Origin of the sequence: Sphingopyxis bauzanensis (assembly GCF_002205675.1) — a bacterium.
GTDB lineage: Bacteria > Pseudomonadota > Alphaproteobacteria > Sphingomonadales > Sphingomonadaceae > Sphingopyxis > Sphingopyxis bauzanensis.
The window spans coordinates 37,567-57,233 of sequence record NZ_NISK01000007.1 but is presented as its reverse complement, the minus strand read 5'-3'; the positions used below and the strand labels follow the sequence as shown (position 1 = coordinate 57,233).

The 19,667-nt window shown below is 58.7% G+C and carries 18 protein-coding genes; 7 read left to right on the top strand and 11 right to left on the bottom strand.

Going from position 1 to position 19,667, the window contains the following annotated elements:
- Positions 1-66: 66 nt before the first annotated feature.
- Both CDQ92_RS19745 and CDQ92_RS19740 read right to left on the bottom strand, forming a co-directional pair.
- Positions 67-1,371: a hypothetical protein gene (locus CDQ92_RS19745; RefSeq protein WP_088443983.1), complete on the bottom strand. Its 1,305-nt coding sequence runs from the start codon at positions 1,369-1,371 to the stop codon at positions 67-69.
- Positions 1,368-2,108: a GntR family transcriptional regulator gene (locus CDQ92_RS19740; RefSeq protein ID WP_158213912.1), complete on the bottom strand. Its 741-nt coding sequence runs from the start codon at positions 2,106-2,108 to the stop codon at positions 1,368-1,370. Before CDQ92_RS19740 ends, CDQ92_RS19745 begins: the two co-directional genes overlap by 4 nt.
- A gap of 133 nt (positions 2,109-2,241) precedes the next feature.
- On the opposite strand from CDQ92_RS19740, the gene CDQ92_RS19735 reads away from it, so the two are divergent.
- The 3 genes from CDQ92_RS19735 to CDQ92_RS19725 all read left to right on the top strand — a co-directional run bounded on the left by CDQ92_RS19735 (position 2,242) and on the right by CDQ92_RS19725 (position 5,930).
- Positions 2,242-3,255, top strand: coding sequence for a serine hydrolase domain-containing protein (locus CDQ92_RS19735; RefSeq protein ID WP_158213911.1), 1,014 nt, complete (start codon positions 2,242-2,244; stop codon positions 3,253-3,255).
- A gap of 214 nt (positions 3,256-3,469) precedes the next feature.
- Positions 3,470-5,083 (top strand): long-chain fatty acid--CoA ligase, encoded by a 1,614-nt coding sequence (locus tag CDQ92_RS19730; RefSeq protein WP_088443997.1) that lies wholly within the window; start codon positions 3,470-3,472, stop codon positions 5,081-5,083.
- 169 nt (positions 5,084-5,252) lie between these two features.
- On the top strand, positions 5,253-5,930 hold the full coding sequence (locus CDQ92_RS19725; protein WP_088443980.1) for a TetR/AcrR family transcriptional regulator: 678 nt from the start codon (positions 5,253-5,255) through the stop codon (positions 5,928-5,930).
- Between the two features lie 59 nt (positions 5,931-5,989).
- Here CDQ92_RS19725 and CDQ92_RS19720 read toward each other — a convergent pair whose 3' ends face one another.
- The 7 genes from CDQ92_RS19720 to CDQ92_RS19690 all read right to left on the bottom strand — a co-directional run bounded on the left by CDQ92_RS19720 (position 5,990) and on the right by CDQ92_RS19690 (position 13,892).
- Entirely contained in the window at positions 5,990-6,601 is a 612-nt protein-coding gene (locus tag CDQ92_RS19720; protein WP_088443979.1) for an ABC-type transport auxiliary lipoprotein family protein, read from the bottom strand.
- Positions 6,598-7,506: an MlaD family protein gene (locus tag CDQ92_RS19715; protein ID WP_054588698.1), complete on the bottom strand. Its 909-nt coding sequence runs from the start codon at positions 7,504-7,506 to the stop codon at positions 6,598-6,600. The genes CDQ92_RS19720 and CDQ92_RS19715 overlap by 4 nt, the downstream gene beginning before the upstream one ends.
- Positions 7,506-8,273, bottom strand: a complete 768-nt coding sequence (locus tag CDQ92_RS19710; RefSeq protein WP_088443978.1) for an ABC transporter ATP-binding protein — start codon at positions 8,271-8,273, stop codon at positions 7,506-7,508. The genes CDQ92_RS19715 and CDQ92_RS19710 overlap by 1 nt, the downstream gene beginning before the upstream one ends.
- The gene (locus CDQ92_RS19705) at positions 8,270-9,418 is read right to left on the bottom strand and encodes an MlaE family ABC transporter permease (protein WP_158213910.1); all 1,149 of its coding nucleotides are present in this window, start codon (positions 9,416-9,418) and stop codon (positions 8,270-8,272) included. The genes CDQ92_RS19710 and CDQ92_RS19705 overlap by 4 nt, the downstream gene beginning before the upstream one ends.
- A 307-nt stretch (positions 9,419-9,725) precedes the next feature.
- Positions 9,726-11,189, bottom strand: coding sequence for an efflux transporter outer membrane subunit (locus tag CDQ92_RS19700; protein WP_088443976.1), 1,464 nt, complete (start codon positions 11,187-11,189; stop codon positions 9,726-9,728).
- Positions 11,190-11,196: 7 nt separating this feature from the next.
- Positions 11,197-12,768 carry an MDR family MFS transporter gene (locus CDQ92_RS19695; RefSeq protein WP_088443975.1) on the bottom strand — a complete coding sequence of 524 codons (1,572 nt, stop codon included), beginning with the start codon at positions 12,766-12,768 and terminating at the stop codon, positions 11,197-11,199.
- Positions 12,765-13,892 carry an HlyD family secretion protein gene (locus tag CDQ92_RS19690; RefSeq protein WP_088443996.1) on the bottom strand — a complete coding sequence of 376 codons (1,128 nt, stop codon included), beginning with the start codon at positions 13,890-13,892 and terminating at the stop codon, positions 12,765-12,767. The genes CDQ92_RS19695 and CDQ92_RS19690 overlap by 4 nt, the downstream gene beginning before the upstream one ends.
- A gap of 131 nt (positions 13,893-14,023) precedes the next feature.
- Here CDQ92_RS19690 and CDQ92_RS19685 point away from each other — a divergent pair, with 131 nt between their 5' ends.
- The 3 genes from CDQ92_RS19685 to CDQ92_RS19675 all read left to right on the top strand — a co-directional run bounded on the left by CDQ92_RS19685 (position 14,024) and on the right by CDQ92_RS19675 (position 16,942).
- Entirely contained in the window at positions 14,024-14,512 is a 489-nt protein-coding gene (locus CDQ92_RS19685; protein WP_052208277.1) for a MarR family winged helix-turn-helix transcriptional regulator, read from the top strand.
- A 5-nt stretch (positions 14,513-14,517) separates the two neighbouring features.
- Positions 14,518-16,107 (top strand): ABC1 kinase family protein, encoded by a 1,590-nt coding sequence (locus CDQ92_RS19680; protein ID WP_039575416.1) that lies wholly within the window; start codon positions 14,518-14,520, stop codon positions 16,105-16,107.
- Between the two features lie 61 nt (positions 16,108-16,168).
- A complete protein-coding gene (locus CDQ92_RS19675) occupies positions 16,169-16,942 on the top strand; it encodes an NUDIX hydrolase (protein ID WP_201792079.1) in 774 nt (257 codons plus the stop codon).
- A gap of 171 nt (positions 16,943-17,113) precedes the next feature.
- Here CDQ92_RS19675 and CDQ92_RS19670 read toward each other — a convergent pair whose 3' ends face one another.
- Both CDQ92_RS19670 and CDQ92_RS19665 read right to left on the bottom strand, forming a co-directional pair.
- Positions 17,114-17,470, bottom strand: coding sequence for a 2Fe-2S iron-sulfur cluster-binding protein (locus CDQ92_RS19670; protein ID WP_229667584.1), 357 nt, complete (start codon positions 17,468-17,470; stop codon positions 17,114-17,116).
- Positions 17,471-18,733, bottom strand: coding sequence for a cytochrome P450 (locus tag CDQ92_RS19665; protein ID WP_088443974.1), 1,263 nt, complete (start codon positions 18,731-18,733; stop codon positions 17,471-17,473). It abuts the gene before it with no gap.
- Between the two features lie 186 nt (positions 18,734-18,919).
- On the opposite strand from CDQ92_RS19665, the gene CDQ92_RS19660 reads away from it, so the two are divergent.
- Positions 18,920-19,660, top strand: coding sequence for a FadR/GntR family transcriptional regulator (locus tag CDQ92_RS19660; RefSeq protein WP_037557604.1), 741 nt, complete (start codon positions 18,920-18,922; stop codon positions 19,658-19,660).
- The last annotated feature ends 7 nt before the right edge of the window (positions 19,661-19,667 follow it).

Sequence of the window (19,667 nt, the reverse complement as noted above, 5' to 3'; positions counted from 1 at the left end):
ATTTTGTACAAAAGCGCGAGCGAGTCAAGCCGGAAAGCGCAAAGTCTCTGCAGGTGGTTCGCTGGTCTAAGAGACGACGGCGCTCAGCAGGTCGCGGACGCCCCGCGCCGTAGCGGCAAGGGGGTCAGGTGTGACCGTCGATAAATCGTCGGTCACAGCGTGGTGATGACGGTGTGCGCCAAAGATGCCGGCATGACGCACGTAGCCGGCCTTTATCACTTCCGAGAGTTCGCCCGCTGTGCCTTCCGCCGAAGGATAGGCCATTTCCAACCCCGGCTGGCCTTTGAATATCTCGCGCGCACGCGCGACGAATTCGGGCGATGTCATGAGAAAACGATAGGGATCGGCGCTTGGCAGCGGCAGCAGGCGCCCGGGCATTTCCTGATAATCGCGCGCCGCGGCATTGGCGCCGAGATGCAACCAGAAAGCTGTCTCGCCGGGGGCTGGACCCACCTTGTCGGCGATATGGCTCGCACCGAGATTCTCATATTCATGCCCGCTGTTGCACAGGAAGAGCAGGCTGTGCTGCGGAAACGCTCGGGGCATCCAGTCGGCAAGCGCGAGCCACATCGCGATACCCGGCCCCCGCTCGCCGGCGCAATCGGTCCAGCCTGAACGCGGCGTCGAGACGACGAGCCAGGGGCGACCGGAGCGAACGCGCCGCCCGATTATATTCTGCGCTGCCCGAGTCCCACCGCGCCCGCGAAGCGCTAATTTCGCCGCGGCACCGTGGCGCGCGGCTTCAATCACCGGGGCGGCGAGTCGCGGCGCGAGCAAGGCAAGTGGCTTGTCCGATACGGGATGACCGGCCGGGACATTGAGGAGCAAGGCCTCGCCCGTCGGCCCGGTCGTAATGAGAATGACCCCGTTCGCACCGCGCGCAAGCGCATCGGCGAGCGGCTCGCGCACTGCACGATCTACGAGGCTCGACCAGCGGCGGAAAGGCAGGCGCACCACGGCGATCGCGCCGTCGAGGTGTTCAGGGATTTCTGCGAGGCGCAGCGGCGCAGCGAGACCAGCCTCGCCGGTTTCGATGGCGAGCGGTTGTGCGACGAGCGGTATCGTGAGGTCGCCGAGCCTGAGGTCGCAGCGCGAGGCCTCGAACCAAGGCACATCAAACGTCTGGCGTTCCACTTCGAATCCGGCACTGGACAGCCGCTTCGCGGTCCAGTCGGCGGTCCAGCGATCGCCCTCGCCGCCCGACTGCTTGTTGCCGGCCTCGGTATAGCTTTGAATGTCGGCGAAGAGGCGTTCGGGGCCGAACATGGTCAAATCCCGGGATGCGGCGGCAGCGGAGTCAACCTGCAATGCGATCGGCGCCGCGAGGCCCGCCTTAAGCAACGTGCGGCGGTCGGTCGGGAGGCGGCTCATGTCACTTTTGCGCGGCGGCGGCTGGGCTTGGGCTTTGCGTGGCGGGCCTTATATTCCTCGAGTGCGCGCCCGAAACTATTCTGAGTAACGCCGATCAGATCGCGCGCCACCGCATCGGCGGCATCGCCATCGCGCGCGACGATATGGCGGCAAAGCGCGTCGTAGAGGATGGCCGATCGCTTCGCGGCGTCATTGCCATGCGTCTCGATGTAGCTGTCGGTATAGACATTATGCTGCCAGCGCGCGAGCAGCGCGACCCTGTCGAGGAGCTCGAGCGCGAGCGGCGCATTGCTCCGCTTGGCGATGAAGCGGCCGATGCGGTTCGAGACCTTGATATGCTCGAACGTATTTTCGGTGCGCTGGGTGACATCCTTATATTCGACGAGCCTGTGCATCAGTTCGCGCCCGTCGCGATCGGTCATCTCGACCGCAGCCAGGCGGCAAACGACACCGAACAGGGATTTCCACAGCTCATAGACCTCGTTCGCGGCATGCTCGTCGATGTCGATCACATAGGTCCCGCGCCACGGCACCACCTTGACGAGACCGATCCGCGCAAGATGACGGAAGGCTTCTCGCACGGGCGCATGGCTCACCCCGAACCGCGCCGCGATTTCACGCTCGCGCAGCCACGAACCCGGCGGAATCCGCCATTCTACGATGTCGTCGGTCAAGAGACGCGCGATCACACGGTCCTGCGTCGGCGCGCTGTCGTCTTCGGTTTTCGTCGCGGCCATTTCTCTCCGTTCGGCTTTCCTGGCTCCCGGCGCCATCCTAATCGGGCGGCGCACACGAGCAATCGTTGATTGCGAATGAATTTATTATCGATAATATGGGGAATGACAAGCATCAGAAAATGGGAGCCGGATCTTGAAGCGCACCATCCTCTTTTTCGCAGCCGCCGTTGCGGCACAGCCAGCCACGGCAGGCGAACCCGCCCCTCTTCCCGGCTGTGCCGAAGCGATCGCCTATTCTGAGGCTAATTCCGGCGTTGCGCTGCTGATACTTGAAGATGGCAAAGTGCGCTGCCGATCGGCAGACATTGCGACGCCGCAGGAACTCTGGTCAGGCACCAAGAGCCTGGTCGGGCTGATGGCGGCGGCGGCCGCACAGGATGGACTTCTAACGCTCGACGAGCGGGCATCGGAGACACTCATTGAATGGAGGGGCGAACCCGAAAGGGAACAGATCACGCTTCGGCAATTGCTGTCGATGACGGGCGGCCAGGCATCGACCGTCGGCAGGCCCCAAGGGTATCTGGACTCGGTGAAGGCACCGCTCACGGCGGCGCCCGGCAGCAAATTCCAATATGGTCCCGCCCCGATGCAAATCTTTGGAGAGATCATGCGCCGCAAGCTCGTTGCCAAAGGCAAAGACGGCAACGCTCGCCAATATATCGAGCGGCGCATTCTCACTCCGCTTGGGGTGACCATCGGCAGTTGGCGCAGCGACCCCGATGGCGCACCGCTCATGCCGCAGGGCCTCGCGCTGGCCGCGTCCGAGTGGGCGAAGATCGGGGAGTTCGTCCGCGGCGGCGGAAAGATCGACGGCAAGCCGCTTGTCGATGAAATGGCGTTCGGCGAGATGTTCGAGGGTAGCCAGGCCAATCCGGCCTACGGTCTCACTTGGTGGTTGCCCCGTAGCACGCCGGCTGTCGATATTGTTACCCGGTCCACCGATATCACCAGTCATGCCAACGAACTCCCGGCGGATATGGTCGTCGCCGCGGGCGCGGGCGATCAACGCCTCTATATCATTCCGTCGCTTCGGCTTACGATCGTGAGGCAGGCGAAACTCGATCTGGCGGCTTTGGCGGCGGGGAAAAAAGGCGATTGGTCCGATTGGCGGTTCCTGTCACTGTTGCTGAAAGCGGCGAGTGACTAATTTGAAACGCGGCCGAAAACATGTCGGGGCCGATCGAACCTAGGCCGTGCCGCCGCAATATGATCATTGAGAATTGCTGGCCGAATGGAAACGCGGCACGTGGAGTTTGCCGCTGGACCAAAATGATGACGGTCATTGACAGCCCGCGCGGCAATCATACCCGAGGGGCGGGATCTTGCACGCGACGCCGCAGTGGGGCGAAGAAGGATGCAGCATGTTACGGGGATTGATGCAGGACGCGCCGCTGCTGATCAGCGGAATATTGGAATATGCCGCGCGCGCGCACGGCGAGAGGGAGATCGTCTCGAAGGCTGTCGATGAGCCGGTTTGGCGGTATGACTGGCACCGCTGCGACCAGCGTGCACGTCAGGCTGCGCAGGCTCTTGGTGTCCTCGGGATTGCAACGGGCGACCGCGTCTCGTCGCTCGCCTGGAACACGCACCGCCACCTCGAACTCTTCTATGCGGCGCCGGGCATGGGCGCTGTATTGCACACTGCCAACCCGCGTCTCAGCGACGAGCAAATCGCCTTTACTATCGCTCATGCAGGCAGCCGCATTCTCTTCTTCGAGCCCAATCTAGCCGAGCTCGTCGCACGGCTGCGCCCTCTCCTTCCAGGTATCGAGCGTTATGTCCTTCTCGCGGATCGCGGAGCGACCGCGCCAGATGTTGCTGAAGCGTTGAACTATGAAGCGTTGCTGGCACGCGAGGACGGGGCCCTCACCTGGCCGAGCTTCGATGAAAAGGCAGCCGCATTTCTTTGCTACACTTCGGGGACGACGGGCGACCCCAAGGGCGTCCTATACAGCCACCGATCAATCGTTCTCCACGGGATGGCGGCCGGTCTGAGCAGTGCCTTCGGGTTCAGCGCTTTTGATGTCATCATGCCCTGCTCGTCCATGTATCATGCGACGGCATGGGGACTTCCGTTCACGGCAGCGATTAACGGCTGCAAGCTAGTGCTTCCTTGCGACAGGATGGACGGTGCCAGTCTCGCCGATCTGATCAACGAAGAGGGCGTCACCTTTTCGGGCGGTGTGCCCACGATCTGGACCATGTACCTCGCTCATCTCGACACCACGGGGACGGGGGTCGGCAATCTCAAGCGCCTCGTTATTGGTGGCTCAGCCGTCCCCCGGGCGATGGCCGAGACATTCCGAGCCAAATATGGTATCACTGTGCTGCAGCTCTGGGGCATGACCGAAACCAATCCGCTCGGCGTGATTTCGACGCCCTCCCCGCTCCTGATGGCCGAAGGCGAGGATTTCGCGAACGACCTCCTGCTGACGAAGCAGGGTCGCATGCAATTTGGCATCGAACTGCGCATTATCGACGGCGATGGCACGCCGCTCCCCTGGGACGGTGAGCAGGCGGGTGCGCTCCAGGTCCGCGGACCGTGGGTCGTCGATCGCTATTTCCCCGATATTGAGGGTGCCGGGAGCGATGGCTGGTTCGACACCGGGGACATCGGTACGATCGATCGCTTCGGCTTTCTCCGGCTGACCGACCGCGCGAAAGATGTGATCAAGTCCGGGGGCGAATGGATCAGCTCGATTGATATCGAGAATGCGGCGGTTGGGTACCCCGGCGTCCGGGTCGCGGCGGTCGTTGGCGTATATCATCCAAAATGGGAAGAGCGTCCCCTTCTCGTGATTGAAACGCATGCGGGCCAGGTCGTTACCGCCACCGACATTCGCGCGCACCTAGAAACGAAGGTCGTTCGCTGGTGGCTGCCGGACGACATCCTGTTTGCAAAAGTGCCGCTTACAGCGACCGGAAAGATCGACAAAAAGGCCTTACGCGAAACATATCGCGACCACCTTGCCTAGGCGAGGTCACACTGCGTCCATTCCGTGCGAATGGCAGCGATCCTTTCAGGCGGGAAAAGTTCAGCGGGCCTCGTGGGTCTTGCATAAGCCCGGGCAATCTCGGGGTCGCGCTGTCCAAGGCAAAGCGCTCTACGCTTGCAGCGCGGTCAAGGTATGGCCAAGATGAGGCATGACGTCGACCCAGAAAACCAAAAAACCAGGCTCCGGACGGACAGGGAGGCCCACTCGACAAGCCTCGCAAGCACTTTCGAGGAAAATTCTCCGTGTCGCCCGCGATGTCTTCTTTGCCGACGGATTCGGTCGTTCAACGGCTGAACGGATTGCTGCAAAAGCAGGCATCTCCAAGCGCACGTTGTACGCCCGTTACGGGAACAAACAGCTGCTTTTCGAAGCGGCAATACTCATGGAAATCGAGGATCGGCTCTCCTTCCTCGAACAGCACGTTCCCGAACATGGCGACGTTCGGCTCGAGCTTGAAGAGCTGTCCGATGAACTGCTGTCCTGGATGCTTACCGACATTCATGTCGCGTTGGAACGCGTTGTAATGGCTGAGGCTGCACGTTTTCCCGCTTTAGCGCGAAACCTTTACGAATTCGGGGTAGGACGCACGACGAGATTGGTGGCAGAGGTCTTGCGCAAAGCCGAGGAGAGGGGAGAAATCGGGGTGTCAGACGCGAACTTTGCTGCGGAGCAATTTATCTCCAGCGTCATTTTGTCACCTTTTCGTCGGGCCGCTCTTGGAGTGGGAGTGACCAGTCACAATGAAACCTCTTCAGCTCGAATGAGGCAAGCTGTGGATCTATTTGTGTACGGTTGCCGCCCCTCCCTGAAGGGGAGCCACCCATAACATTCCTGCTTCATCTTGGGCTGGGCCGTTGTCCCGACTAAGTTTCCATTGGCTTCACGCTAGTTGATCGCCGCAGCCGTCCAACTCGCGATTTCGTCGGCCATTTCAAGGCTCGCGCGATCAAAGGCTTCGACGATACTCGAAACGCTGTTTGCACTTGCTGACCTATCAAGGACGATGCGCGTGACTGCCAGTGGTTCCGATTCTTTGGATCGGCTTAGTTCCACTTGCGCGGCGATGCGAATGATCGGGGCCGCGTCGGGCCCCTGCTCGTAATAGGCTGCAAAAGAAGAAAGCCGTGCGGATAGGACGTAATGATCGGAAGCAACGCTCTGGACAGGGATATATGCGTGATCGATTTTGCGCGCTACGCTTCCGGCAATAGCCTCGCGGATCATCTCGGGCGCAGGCCTCATCCACCGTGCTTTGGCGAGATACGTGACTTCGCGATTCTCGATCGTGAGGATCCTGTCTCCATCGGCCCCAGGCGGAAGCGTCGGTCGCGTAATATACACCGGAATCCACTGTCGTGCAATTTCACGCTCCGGTACGGGCGTGCTGCTGATCCGGTACAACGTCGATTTGCCGCCAGTTCCCAGAATATTCCCGCAACCAGAAAGGCAAATTAGCGCGCCCGTCAGCAAAAACATTCTTGCAGAGATCGTTTTCATTGGGGGAGCTTCCTTTCACGAGGGGTCCGTCGTAGCTGGCCGGCGAGCTGCTCGATTTCCTGCGCCGCGCTATCGAGCGATTTCAAAGTTGCAGCAATCCCGGAGCCGTCGGGCGCCGCCAATCCACTCGCGGCGTCATCAAGCCTGTGAATGACCACCCTCGCCTCGGCGATCCCCTCTCGAAGATCTCGAGCGGCTGCCGAGACATCGGCAAACGTCTTGCGACCGTCGCCATCGATCGCCGTGCGCGCCGATGCGGCCGCGGCCTCGATATCGGCCGCCGCCCGGTCCAGGCGTGCAAACGCTTGTTCAGCCTTGCTGAACATTCCGCGACTAGATCGCAATTCCGCCGTGGTAGCTCTTACATCCGCAATAGCAGCCGAAACATTTTCGATATTCTCGTCGGACAAGGTCCGGTTGACCCTTTCCAGGGCCTGCGAAGCGTCCGCCAACAATGCGCCACCTCCATCCATCAGGGATTGTAGCGAACTTTTTTCCGCCTTAATCACTGGGAGCGTTTCCTTGGAAACCTCCTTCAACAACGGCTTAGAGGGCGTCCCCGCACTGATCTGGATGTAGCTTCCGCCGGTTATGCCTTGCGACTCCGTCGCGGCGGTAGAATCGACGCGCACAGGCGTATCCTCGCGCAGGCGCACCCCCGCAAGCACCCTGTTTGGATTTCTGGGATCAAGACTAATACGCGTGATTTCTCCCACCGGAATTCCGTTGAACTGCACCTCGCCTCCCTCGCTAAGACCGCGGACGGGACCATCGAAAATGATCCGATACTCGTCGAAATTACGGGCGAATTGGGATTGACCGAGCCAGAGGATGAAGCCGAAAGCCGCCGCTAGCAGAGCCAGCGTCAGGCCCCCAATCAGACCGTAGTTCGCGTCGCGTTCCATTAACGGTTCCTTTCCTTGGCGCGCTCCGCCCGCCCTCCCAAAAACGCCCTGATCCAAGGATGGTCAGACCTCTCAAGTTCCGCGATTGGCGAAACCTCGACAATTTTCTGATCCGCAACCACGGCTACGCGGTCGCTGATGGAATACAGGCTGTCGAGATCATGGGTCACCATCACGACAGTAAGCCCCAGCGTGTCGCTCAGCGTCCGTATCAGCTGGTCAAATTCGGCGGCGGCGATCGGGTCGAGGCCCGAAGTGGGTTCGTCAAGGAACAGCAATTCTGGATCGAGCGCCAAGGCCCTCGCTACGCTTACACGTTTTCGCATTCCGCCTGAAAGTTCAGCGGGCATTTGCCGGCCCACCTCGGCATCGAGTCCGACAAGGCCGATTTTCATCAGAGCCACGGCCTCGAGCCACGGCTCTCTAAGACGGGTATGTTCGATGAGAGGAGCCTCGACATTTTCTTGCACACTAAGAGAAGAAAAAAGCGCGCCATTTTGAAACATGACGCCAATTCGGTGATTAATTTCCGTACGATCAAAGCGACTCCCAATTTTTTTCTGAAAGATTTCGATTGTCCCATGGCTAGGCGCAATCAGGCCCAAAATGGTGTTCATCAGGACGGATTTTCCACTACCGGACCCTCCGACGACACCAAGAATCTCGCCACGATGGACTTCTAGGTTCAAATCCTGGTGGATAATGTGATCGCCAAATCGGGTTTTAAGATTCTCCACCCGAATAACGATGTCCGGATCGCAAATCATATTTCGAGCACGTTGAAGAGAATTGCAAAGGCGGCATCCAGAAGGATGATTGCGAATAGCGCTTGGACAACGGCGACGGTCACCCGCCCGCCCAGATCCTCAACATCTCCGCGTACCGAAAGGCCGTGGCGACATCCGGCAAGCGCAATCACAATGGCCAGCACCGGTACTTTTGCCATTCCAACCCAGAAGTGTCGGATATCGACCGCAGCCGAGAGTCGTTCGGCGAAATATGTCGGGCTCACGTCGAGTATGCCCCAGCTGACGACAAGCCCGCCGGCCAAACCAGCCAGCATGGCAACAATCGCCAGGAGGGGCATAATTACAAGCAATGCCAATACGCGTGGCACAACCAGCGCGTCGAACAGGTCGATGCCCATCACCTTCATTGCCTGCGTCTCTTGGTTCATTCGCATTGCGCCGATCTGGGCCGCGAAAGTGGAAGCGGACCGACCGGCAAGTAGTATCGCGGGAATGAGGACGCCGAACTCGCGGAGGACGGATATGCCAACCAGTTCGACGACCAGTTCCGATGCACCCAATGTCTTGAGCAGATCGCTTCCTATGAGAGCCACTACTGCGCCGATAAAGAATGTCATGATCGCTATGAGTGGCAGCGCATCGAAGCCGGCCTTCTGAATTGACGACGCCAGTGCGATCAGTCGCATCCTTTTGGGATGTGCAAGAGATTTCATGAGCGCCACCTCAAGTTGCCCGAGAAATCGAGCGCTTGCGCCGATTTCCTGGACAGCTCGATAAACTTTTTGGCCAAGACGCACGTGAAATGGGGGAGTTTTGATAGGCGGGACATCGCGGTCGGCCATGGCCGAGCCCACCAGCGCGAACAGATCAGCAAGATTGGCGGGCAGGTCTGCGGTAAATGCCGCATTGGGTGCGAGCGTCAGGATGGCGAGCGCGCCTGCGCTGTCTATCCTTCCCAGGTTTCCGAAGTCGCTTGAGAAGGAGAGGTTCGAGGGACTCAGAACATGCCCGGAAAGGCCTGCGATCGAAATCGCTGTCCAGTCACCTTCAACGACCAACGTTGAAATGCCATCTCCTTCGCGAACGAAGATGTTCGGTGCTGTGCGCGCATTCATCGCAGCAAGTCTCCAACCGGTGTCGGGAGAGCGGATCGCCCGTGGCAACTCCCTCTCCCATAACCCGTCGTCGAGCGGATCATGCCAGCAAGCGGGACCACTGACCCCACACATTTAACCATGCCGATCCACACATCGCGCCTTGCCTCAATGACATTATGTAAACGTCACCGTAGCGTTATATCAGGTCGCTTGCAAGGAGTATGCTGCGCACAAATCGGCCGACAGATCGTTTGAATAAGCACAGGATACTCTTGCTAAGGTTAGATAAAATTGTCAGGTGAAATCCCTATGAGATTCTTTCTGAACCGATATCGCACCTTGGAGTTCATATTAACGACACTCGTAGGTGACATTAAATTTTTGCTTGCACTTGCCATCCCAGGCCGAGTGATTTTTGCAGGGCGATCCATGACAGCGTGAGCGCCGCCTTTCCCCGGACGAGGTCGGTTGCCGCCTGCTGCTGTTTGCGAAGCGTGCGATTTAGGTCGGCGCGCGAGATCACTCCGCCGGCAAATCGTTGTCGATCAAGATCGGCTGCGCCATCTGCCTGGGACTTGATCTGCGCGAACGCCACCAGGGCAGAGCGCTGCTGGCTAAAGCGCGACAACGCGCGCTCGGCGTCCTGAAGTGCAGAAAGCACTGTCTTTCGATAGTTGGCAACTGCCTCGGCACGGACGGCGCTCGCCTGATCGACCGAGGCATCGACCCTACCGAAATCGAGGAAGTTCCACTGCAACTGCGGAATGGCGAGAATTGACGGGTTGCTCACATCAAAGAGATCGTCTGGCGACGTTCCGCCAAGTCCCAAGATTCCCATGAATGACAGCTTCGGAAATCGTGCAGCCTCCGCAACACCGATCCGAGCCGTTGCTGCCGCCAGGCTGCGTTCGGCCGCGCGGATGTCGGGCCGACGTGCGACAAGGTTGGAGGGGTCGCCCACGGCGACCTGTTCCGGCGGGAGGGGAACATCGAAGATCTGTTTCAGCGCTTCGTCCGTTGTCCCTGGGATCTGTCCAGCTAGAATGGCAAGCGCATCGAGCAATACCGCCGTGTCAGCTTCGGCCTCGGCGAGCTGAGACTTGAGCAGTTCGAGCTCGGCATTTGCATTGCCGAGAGGGAACAGGGGCAACACGCCTTGCTGATACCGTTGATAGGTTAGCGAGAGGGTTTGCTGCTGCAACTCGCACTCGGTTCGGTACGCTTTGGCTCGAAACTGGGCCTCGCGCAGGTTGACATAGGCATTGGCGACTTCGGCGGTCAGCTGGACCTTGGCATCCTCCACATTGGCAACCGCTGCCGCTGCCTGAGCGTTGCCGGCCTCGATCCGTCGCTGCGTTCCTCCTGCGAAATCCAGCTCCCAGTTAGCGTTGAGCCCGAGATTGTAGACACTGAGGCTATCATCCGCCTGTCCCTGCGGACTAACAGGCGCGCTCGCCGAAGGCGGGGCACTGTTCTGAATATCAAGGCCCGGCAAGCGGCCCTGAATAGCCGTCGCCTGGGTTCCAAGCGTCGGAAATCTTCCGGCCTTCTCCTGTCTCACGGATGCCCGCGCCTGCGCGATCCGCGCTTGCGCAGCCTGAAGCGAAGGATTGTCCGATAACGCGGCCTCGATAAGCCTGGTCAATTCCGGATCGTTCAAAAGGAGCCACCACTCTGCCAGCTCGGGCTCGGTATCGCTGACGTTACCGCCGGCACGGACAAAGCCGTCATTTCGGTTCGCCGCGAATACTTCTGGAGGCCCGGCGTAGTCTGGGCCCGCGACACAACCGGCCAGCAGAGACGAGGCGAGAAGCGATATTACAGATTTTCTTATCATGTCAGGCTCAGTGCATCGAAAGGGAAACATTCTTGGGAAGCGGCTTCAAAAAGATGACCAAAGGAACGGTCATCAAGGTCAGGACGCCCATCACCAAGAACACATCATTGTAGGTCATTATGAACGCGTCCCGCTGGATGGTCCGGCCTAGCATCGACATGGCACCCTCCATCCCGCCGAAGCTTTTCGCAAGTTCATCAAGATAAATCTGGAGCGAAACACTGTTGGCATTCAGCGTCTCTTCCATGCGCCGGCTATGGTGCCAGATCCGCTGGTCCTGAAACGAAGCCAGTCCGGCCAAAGCGAAAGATCCTCCGAGATTTCGAGCGGCGTTAAAAATACCGGAGGCATCTCCAGCATCTGTATTTGCCACTGAGGCTACGGTAGCCTGGTTCAGGAACATCATGGACAGAATCATGCCAACACCCCGAATAAGCTGGCTTTCGATGAATACGGCGCCCCCAGATTCCGCGGTGAGGCTTATGCTGACGAAACAGCTGGCCGCCATCAGAAGCATTCCGACTCCGACGGCAATGCGGATGTGGAGCCTACGGATCATGAAGGGCAGGATCGGCATAAGCACAAAGGCCGGAATACCCATCCAAAATATAACGAGCCCGGTTTGAAAAGCGTTATAATCCGATATGATCGCAAGAAATTGGGGAATGACGTAGGTCGAACCATACATGACCATTCCCAGGGCGAGAGCCATCACCGCAACGCTTCCGAATTGGCGATTGAGAAGGAGGCGGAGTTTCAGGACGGGCTTCGACGCGTTCAGCTGCCCGTATATGAGTGAAGCGAAACCGATGACGGCAATGAGTGCCAGCCAGCGAATAAGAGCGGATTCAAACCATTCCTCGCGATGCCCCTCCTCAAGCAACACAGTCAAAGCGCCCAACCCCAGAATCAGGCCGGCAATGCCCGCCCAATCAGCATCGGTCAGATACTCCCACTTCGGCTCTTCGTGAGGAAGCCCGACGAATAGCAGCAGCAGCAGCACGGCGCAGATTGGAACATTGACAAAGAAGGCATAGTGCCAGCTCAAATTTTCGGTCAGCCAGCCCCCGATCAGCGGCCCCATGACCGGACCCAGAATCACTGTCATGCCGAACAGCGCCATGCCGATCGGCTGTTGATGGGGCGGCAATCTTTTCGCCACGATGGTCATCGCAGTCGGTATCAGCGCACCACCCATGAAACCCTGACCCGTGCGACCGATGATCATGGTCGTGAGGTCGGTCGCCATACCGCAAAGAATTGAAAAGCCGGTGAACGCGGAAACCGCAATGATGAGCAGATTTCGCAGTCCAAAAAGGCGTTCAAGCCAGGCGCTAAGCGGAATTACCACGATTTCGGCTACGAGAAATGCGGTGGCAATCCAGGTTCCCTCGGTGCCGCTGGCTCCGATTTCGCCCTGGATCACCGGAAGCGCGGAATTGACGATAGAGATATCGAGTGTTGCGAGCATGGCGCCAAGTGCACCCGCTGCGACCGCTATCCACGCGGTGACATCGGCATTCCGCCTTTCTGCAGTCGGAGTACCAGAGGCGCTGTTCGATGCCAACTCGGCGGTCATTTGTCGGTACTCGAGATCTCTTTCAGCTCTCCGGCAGCGTTTCGCGTGTCGACAACTGCCACAACCGACATGCCCGGGACGAGCAGACGACGCACTTTGGGCGAGGCTATTATCGCGATACGAACCGTTATCCGCTGAACAATCTTGGTGAAATTCCCTGTGGCGTTTTCGGGCGGCAGGATCGAAAATTCTGCTCCGGTTCCGGGCGAGATGCTCTCAACGCGTCCGGCAATCTCAAAGTCGGGAAGTGCGTCGACCTCGAGCCTGACCGGTTGCCCCGCCCGCAAAAGGCCGACCTGCGTCTCCTTGAAATTAGCGATGACGTAGATTTCGTTTACCGGAACCACCGTCATCAATCGCTGACCGGGCTGAACGAATTGGCCGACCCTTACTGTTAGATCGCCAACGCGACCTCCCTTGCTGGCTCGCAGCAGAGTCGATGTGACATCTAGGTCGGCCGCTTCCAGCTGCGCGCGGGCCGCGTCAGCTTGGGCTTCGGTCTGGTCGATCTGTTTGAACAAGGTGGCCCTCCGACCGTTGGCGGCAGAGACTGCTGCCTGGGCAGCAACAAAGTCGGCGTGCGCTTGCTGCGCCTGTGTCTCATATTGTTGAAGCTTTTCTCGCGGCTCCGCACCGGTCGCGGCGAGGGGGCGATACCTCGCTACCTGCTCATTGGCGAGGTCGAGCGCCGCGCGCTTGGCGGCGAGTTGGGCCCGCGCCTGCCGAATCGCTGAGTCCTGTTCGGTTACTTGCGAGCGGATTGTGTCGGCGCCGGCCAGCGTCGCCGCAATCTGCGCACGCGCCTGTTGCGCCTGGGCTCTATAATCTCGCACATCCAGTTGCACGAGCGCCTCGCCGGGACTGACCCACCCGTTCTCAGAGACGAGCACCGCGTCCACGTATCCGGCCACTTTTGATGAAACCACAACGCTGTCGGCCGCGACATAGGCGTTGTCGGTCGACTGCATGTACTGCCCATAGGTGACATGCCTGTAATACCACCAACCACCTGCAATCAGCGCAGCAGTGATGGCTATGATGAGGATGAGGCGAAATTTGGGTTGCGATTTCAGGCTGGATGCGGGCGCGCGATCCTGTTCCCGCTCATTTGGTTCGTCGGTCATCTGCCTCTTTCGAAGGATTTTGGACATGTGCTAAGTCGCTTCATGGCGTGGCGTAGACCGTTCCATCCGGTTAGTAAAATCGTTTAGTAATTTGCGTTTTGGCATTCCCATGAAACGGACTAGGCAGCGGTATGAACGCAAATCTCGACACAATGCCGCCACGGCTTCGCGAAGGCGCCCTCACCGACGACGACCGTATGCTATATTTGATGGACGAGATTAGTCGGGGGGCGAGGCGCGCTTATGACGCACGGATTGCCAAGATTGGCCTCAATCAGACGCAGTGGCGCATCATCGGACAACTTCTCCGCGAACCATCGTTGACGCAGGCCGGAATTGCCAAGCGACTAGAGTTGGAATCCGCCACGATCGGTCAAGCCGTCGCTGGCCTTTGTGGGAAAGGATTGATGGAAAGGCGACGAGCCAAAACGGACGGCCGGGCATGGCAGCTCATCCTGACCCAGGAGCTCGACAGGTTGTTGCCCCAACTGAGAGAATCCGCGGACGGGCTGCATAGGGTCCTATGGCGGAACGCTACGCGCGACGAAAAACGGACGTTGCTGGACATTCTTGTGCGGATTGCGTCGAATCTCGATCAGAGCCGGACCGATGCGGAATAGGACATATGCCTGGGTTCCGAGATAAACCGATAGGAGACATCGCACGCGCCGCCGAGATAGGACAGATTCTTGTCCGGCACGGCGCCAAAAGCCTGGCGGGCGCGCTCGGTGTCATTCCGCATCCGGCCAAGTCAATCGATCCAGGTGAATTGCGGCCGGCGGCGGTCGTCGCACTCCTGCGCGACATTGGTCCGGTCGGAATAAAGCTTGGACAGCTGCTGGCGACGCGCAGCGATCTGTTTTCCAGGTCCTGGATTGCTGCCTTCGCGACGCTCCACGATCAGGTTTCTCCGGTGCCATTCGAAGAAATCGAGCCCATCCTTGCCGCAAGCTGGGGAGCTGACTGGCGAGGGGAATTCACCCAATTCGATGAACAACCACTGGCTTCGGCTTCGGTAGCGCAGACCTACTCTGCTTCGCTGCTCGACGGCGCCGACGTTATCATAAAGGTGCGGCGTCCGGGCACTGCTGCGCGAATGGAGGCCGATGTGCGGCTCCTGACGCGCCTCGCCGCCGTTGCCGAGGATCGATCCCCTGAAATCGCCCGCTATCGCCCCGTAGAGTTCCTGCGAACCTTTGGCAGAAATCTTGCCTGGGAAATGGATCTGGCAGCAGAAGCTCGTGCATGCGAGCGTATCGGTGGCTATCTTGATACGCTTGGGATCAAGACTCCAACAATTCATTGGGAACTGACGGGGATACGGGTCAACGTCCAGGAGCGGCTGTATGGAACGCCCGCGTCTGCGATCGAGGCCGAATCGACCGACCCACGCGTGGCGGCGTTCGCGAGACAATATGCGAATGCAGTCCTGCGCATGATCATTCTGAATGGCGAATTTCATGGCGATCCGCATCCAGGCAATGTTTTCCTTATCGGGGAACAGGATGTGGGCTTTATCGACTTCGGATCGGTCGGCACTCTCACAAAGGCGAGGCGCGAGGAACTGGTACGACTTGTCATGGCTATAGCCGACGAAGACACAGCAGACGTCGCGAACGTGTTGCTCGAATGGGCTGGAGATCCGAAAGTTGACCGTGATGGGCTCACCCAGAATTTGGACCAGCTGATCGGTGAGTTCAGGGGAACGGTCCTTTCGGGGATTGAGTTCTCGCATATTTTCAGCCGCGTGTTCGATCTCCTGCGAGACTATCAGCTCGCACTTCCGCCTGATCTGGCGATCCTTCTTCGAACATTGCTCACGGCGGAAGGGTTTGCGCGTTCCTTTGCGCCTGACTATAATATCGGGGAGGAAACACGCCCCATCATGTTGGAGCTGTTCGCAGAAAGATTCTCCCTTGGCAGGAATCGCGCCAATTTAAAAAAAGTTCGCCGACAACTCCTCGCCCTAGCGGCGATCATGCCTGACCTTCTCGATAACGCCGCCGCTATAGCCAAGTCCGGGCATGTGCCTGTCCAGATTGATCCGGCAAGTTTTGAGAAGCTCGCAGCCATTCGCCGCGCGAGCCAGCCTGTCAAAGGTCCTGTGGCGGCCGCACTTATCGTCTCCGCGGCGCTGCTTGCGAATCAATCCTGGGTGCTTGCAAGTGTTGCAGTGGCTCTTGCCGGATTGGTTCTTCTGCGCAAATGGCGATAAGATCGTTGCTCAGCTTGAACGGGCCAGCGTCCAATATCAGGCCAACTGAGAACTGGAGTTTATGATGACACTGCAGAAGCCAGTCGATCCGGTCCCCGCAGCCACCATGCTGTTGCTTCGCGACGAGCCGGAGTTCCAGGTGCTGATGGTCAAGCGGCATCACCAGATCGATTTTGCATCCGGCGCGCTGGTCTTTCCCGGTGGAAAGCCTTCTGCTGCCGATGAAGCGCCTGAATGGGCCGATTATTGCAGGGGCTGGAAAACGCTAGATCCTACGCAGCGCACCCTTCGGATTGCCGCGATTCGTGAAGCCTTTGAGGAAGCAGGCATCCTGCTGGCCGATCATCGCGACGGTAGCGAGTTCGAGGATATTTGCGATCTTGAAAGCCGCAAAGCCGTCGAGCGAGGCGAGCGCGAATTTTTCGACATTGTGCGCGAGGCCGATGTGCAACTGCGCCTTGATCGCCTGAGCGAGTTCGCGCGGTGGATCACGCCCAGCTTTATGCAAAAGCGCTTCGACACTCATTTCTTCGTCGTTCGCGCCCCAGAGCGCCAGATCGCAGCATGTGATGGATATGAAACCGTTGATGCGGAATGGCTTTCGCCAAGCAAAGCCCTGAAACTGGGTGTCAGCGGTGAACGAACGATCATCTTTCCCACGCGATTGAACCTGCAACTGCTAGCCGAAGCTGCGAGCGCAGACGATTGCGTCGCGCGGGCCAAGGCTCGCGAAATCGTGCCGGTCCTTCCAGAAGTCATCCAGCGAGACGGCAAGAACATCCTCACTATTCCCGCCAACGCAGGATACGGCGCAGCGTATGAAATTTTAAGTTGAAAGGCACTGTTGGCACGCCCCCCTCGACTCGCGGGCGCACGAGAGCTAGGTCAGCACAGATCCGCCATTTGATGCTGGAACCTCTGAAAGGTAGCAAGTACCTCCTGGTTGAGCTCTACTCGCGATTTCAGACAGTTCAGCGTCGTGTGAAACACGCGTCACGCAGGCATGTCAGTATTGCTGCTCGGGAACATGCAGAATCAGACCTTCCATCAAGGGCTCGATGGGGATCTGGCAAGCGAGGCGACTATATTCGTTCGCCCCTTCCGCAAACTGCAGGAGGTCTGCCTCCGCAGCGCCTTCGGCCAAGCGGCCGACCTTGTCGATCCAGGCCGGATCCACAAACACATGGCAGGTTGCACAAGCGCACACCCCGCCGCAATCACCGTCGATGCCCGGCACATCGTTGAACAGCGCCGCTTCGCGCGCTGTCTCACCTTCGGCTATGTCGACTGCCCTCCGCGTTCCATCGCTGGAAACGAACGTCACTTTGACCATATCAAGCTCCGCTTTTTTTGAATCAGCCAATCAGCGGGCGTGGAGCCTCACCGGCAGTTTCGTAATCCCTCGCACTAGGTTCGAGAACAGGCGCTCGGGTTCACCGGTCACTTCGATCTTCGCGAACCGCTTGTGGATCTCTTCCCAGATGATCCGTAGTTGCAGTTCTGCGAGCCGGTTGCCCATACAGCGATGAATGCCATAGCCGAAAGACAGATGATGCCGTGGGTTCTTACGGTCTATGATGAACTCGTCCGCCCTGTCGATGACCGTCTCGTCGCGGTTACCCGACAGGTACCACATCACAACCTTGTCGCCTTTTCTGATCTTCTTGCCGCCGATCTCCCAATCTTGCAGCGCCGTGCGGCGCATATGGGTCAGCGGTGTCTGCCAGCGGATGATCTCTGGCACCATGCTAGTGATGAGCCCTGGATCGTTATTCAATTTCAAATACGCGTCCGGGTTCTGGTTCAGTGCCAGGACACCACCGCTGATCGAGTTGCGCGTGGTGTCATTGCCGCCCACGATAAGCAGCAAGAGGTTGCCCAGAAACTCCAGGAAGGGCATGTCCCGTGTCGCCGGAGAATGCGCCATCATGGAGATCAGGTCATTCTTCGGCTCCGCATTGATGCGCTGCTCCCACAGACCCTTGAAATACATTGCGCATTCGATCAGCTCTGCGCGCCGCGCCTCATAGGATGCGACGATCCCAGTTTCAGGGGCGGCCGTTGTGACGTCGGACCAGCGCGTGAGCTTGCGGCGTTCCTCCCACGGGAAGTCGAACAGAGTCGCAAGGGTCATTGTGGTCAATTCGACCGACACCTTATCAACCCAATCAATATCTTCGCCGACCGGCAAGTCGTCGAGGATTTGGCATGCTCGTTCGCGGATAGTTGGCTCAAGCAGCAGCAAGTTGGACGGCGCGACCGCACCAGTAACGGCCTTTCGTTGCTGGTTGTGCTTTGGTGGGTCCATCGCGATGAACATTTCAAGTTCAAGCGCGCTTTTCGCCGAGTGCATGTCCTCGATGGCGATACCGCCGAGCTTCGCCTCTGACGAAAATACCTTATGGTTGGTGTCCACGGCCATGATGTCGTCGAACTTTGTAATCGACCAATATGGTCCGACATAGCTTTCGCGGCAGTAGTGGACCGGCTCCTCTCGGCGAAGCCGCTCGAAGAACAGGCCGACCGTGTCTTTCTGGAAAAGGCTCGGACGCGCAACATCAATCTCGTCGATCGGGATGAAAGCGACCTTTTCGCGGATATTCGGCTCCACCATGTTGGTATCCATGTCGCGCCCTTCGTCGATAACAGCACAATTGCCCTACTTGAAATCGTAAATCCCTTCTGAGGCTCAGTCAATAATGCTTATAAGGTTTTATCATTTTTTTGCATCTGAAACATTTTTATCTCACGCCCATGGACATAAACGGAACTTAAATCTTATAAGGCTTCGTGACAGGGGTGAGACAGAGTGATGTTGCTGAAAGTCGAAAACGCGAAGAAAGCTAAGCGCGCACTCTCGCTTGCCCAGCACATCGTTCGCGATATCGAGGCAGGTGCACACGCCCCGGGCGACAGGTTGCCGCGTGAGGAAGAAATGCTTGCGCGATATGATGTCGCGCGAGCGACCTTGCGCGAAGCGCTCCGCTTCCTTGAGCTCCAGGGCGTTATCCATCTTCAGCTGGGCCGTAGCGGCGGTCCGGTGGTTGCGCGTCCGCAGACCGGCGACTTTGCAAACAGTCTCTCGCTAATTCTGCATTTCATGGACGCCGACCTCAGAGGCCTGCTCGAACTACGTGAAGCGATCGCCGCGGATGTTGCCGCCTACGCCGCCCAGCGCGCGACTACCGGCGACCTGAGCGCACTCGCCGATTGCCTCAAAGAGCTGGAACGAAATGAAGCCGGAGGCCAGTTCGAGGAACTGAACCGTCGTTTTCATGACCTTCTCGGCTGGGCCAGCGGCAATCCATTGTTCGGGCTATTAACGTCGACGCTGCATTTAATTACGCGCGAATTCTCTCACTCACTTGGCTATTCGGCGCAGGAGCGAGCGGTCCAATTGCGATTCCTCCGCCGTGTCCTCGAAGCAGTACGCACCGGGGATTCCGAAGCGGCGCGTCAGGCCATGGCCCGGCTCGTCTCGGGATCCGCGTCCTATCTGGCAGAGCGAAGCCCCGAACTTGTATCCCAGCGTGTCAGGTGGGGGCAGATTTAGAAAATTG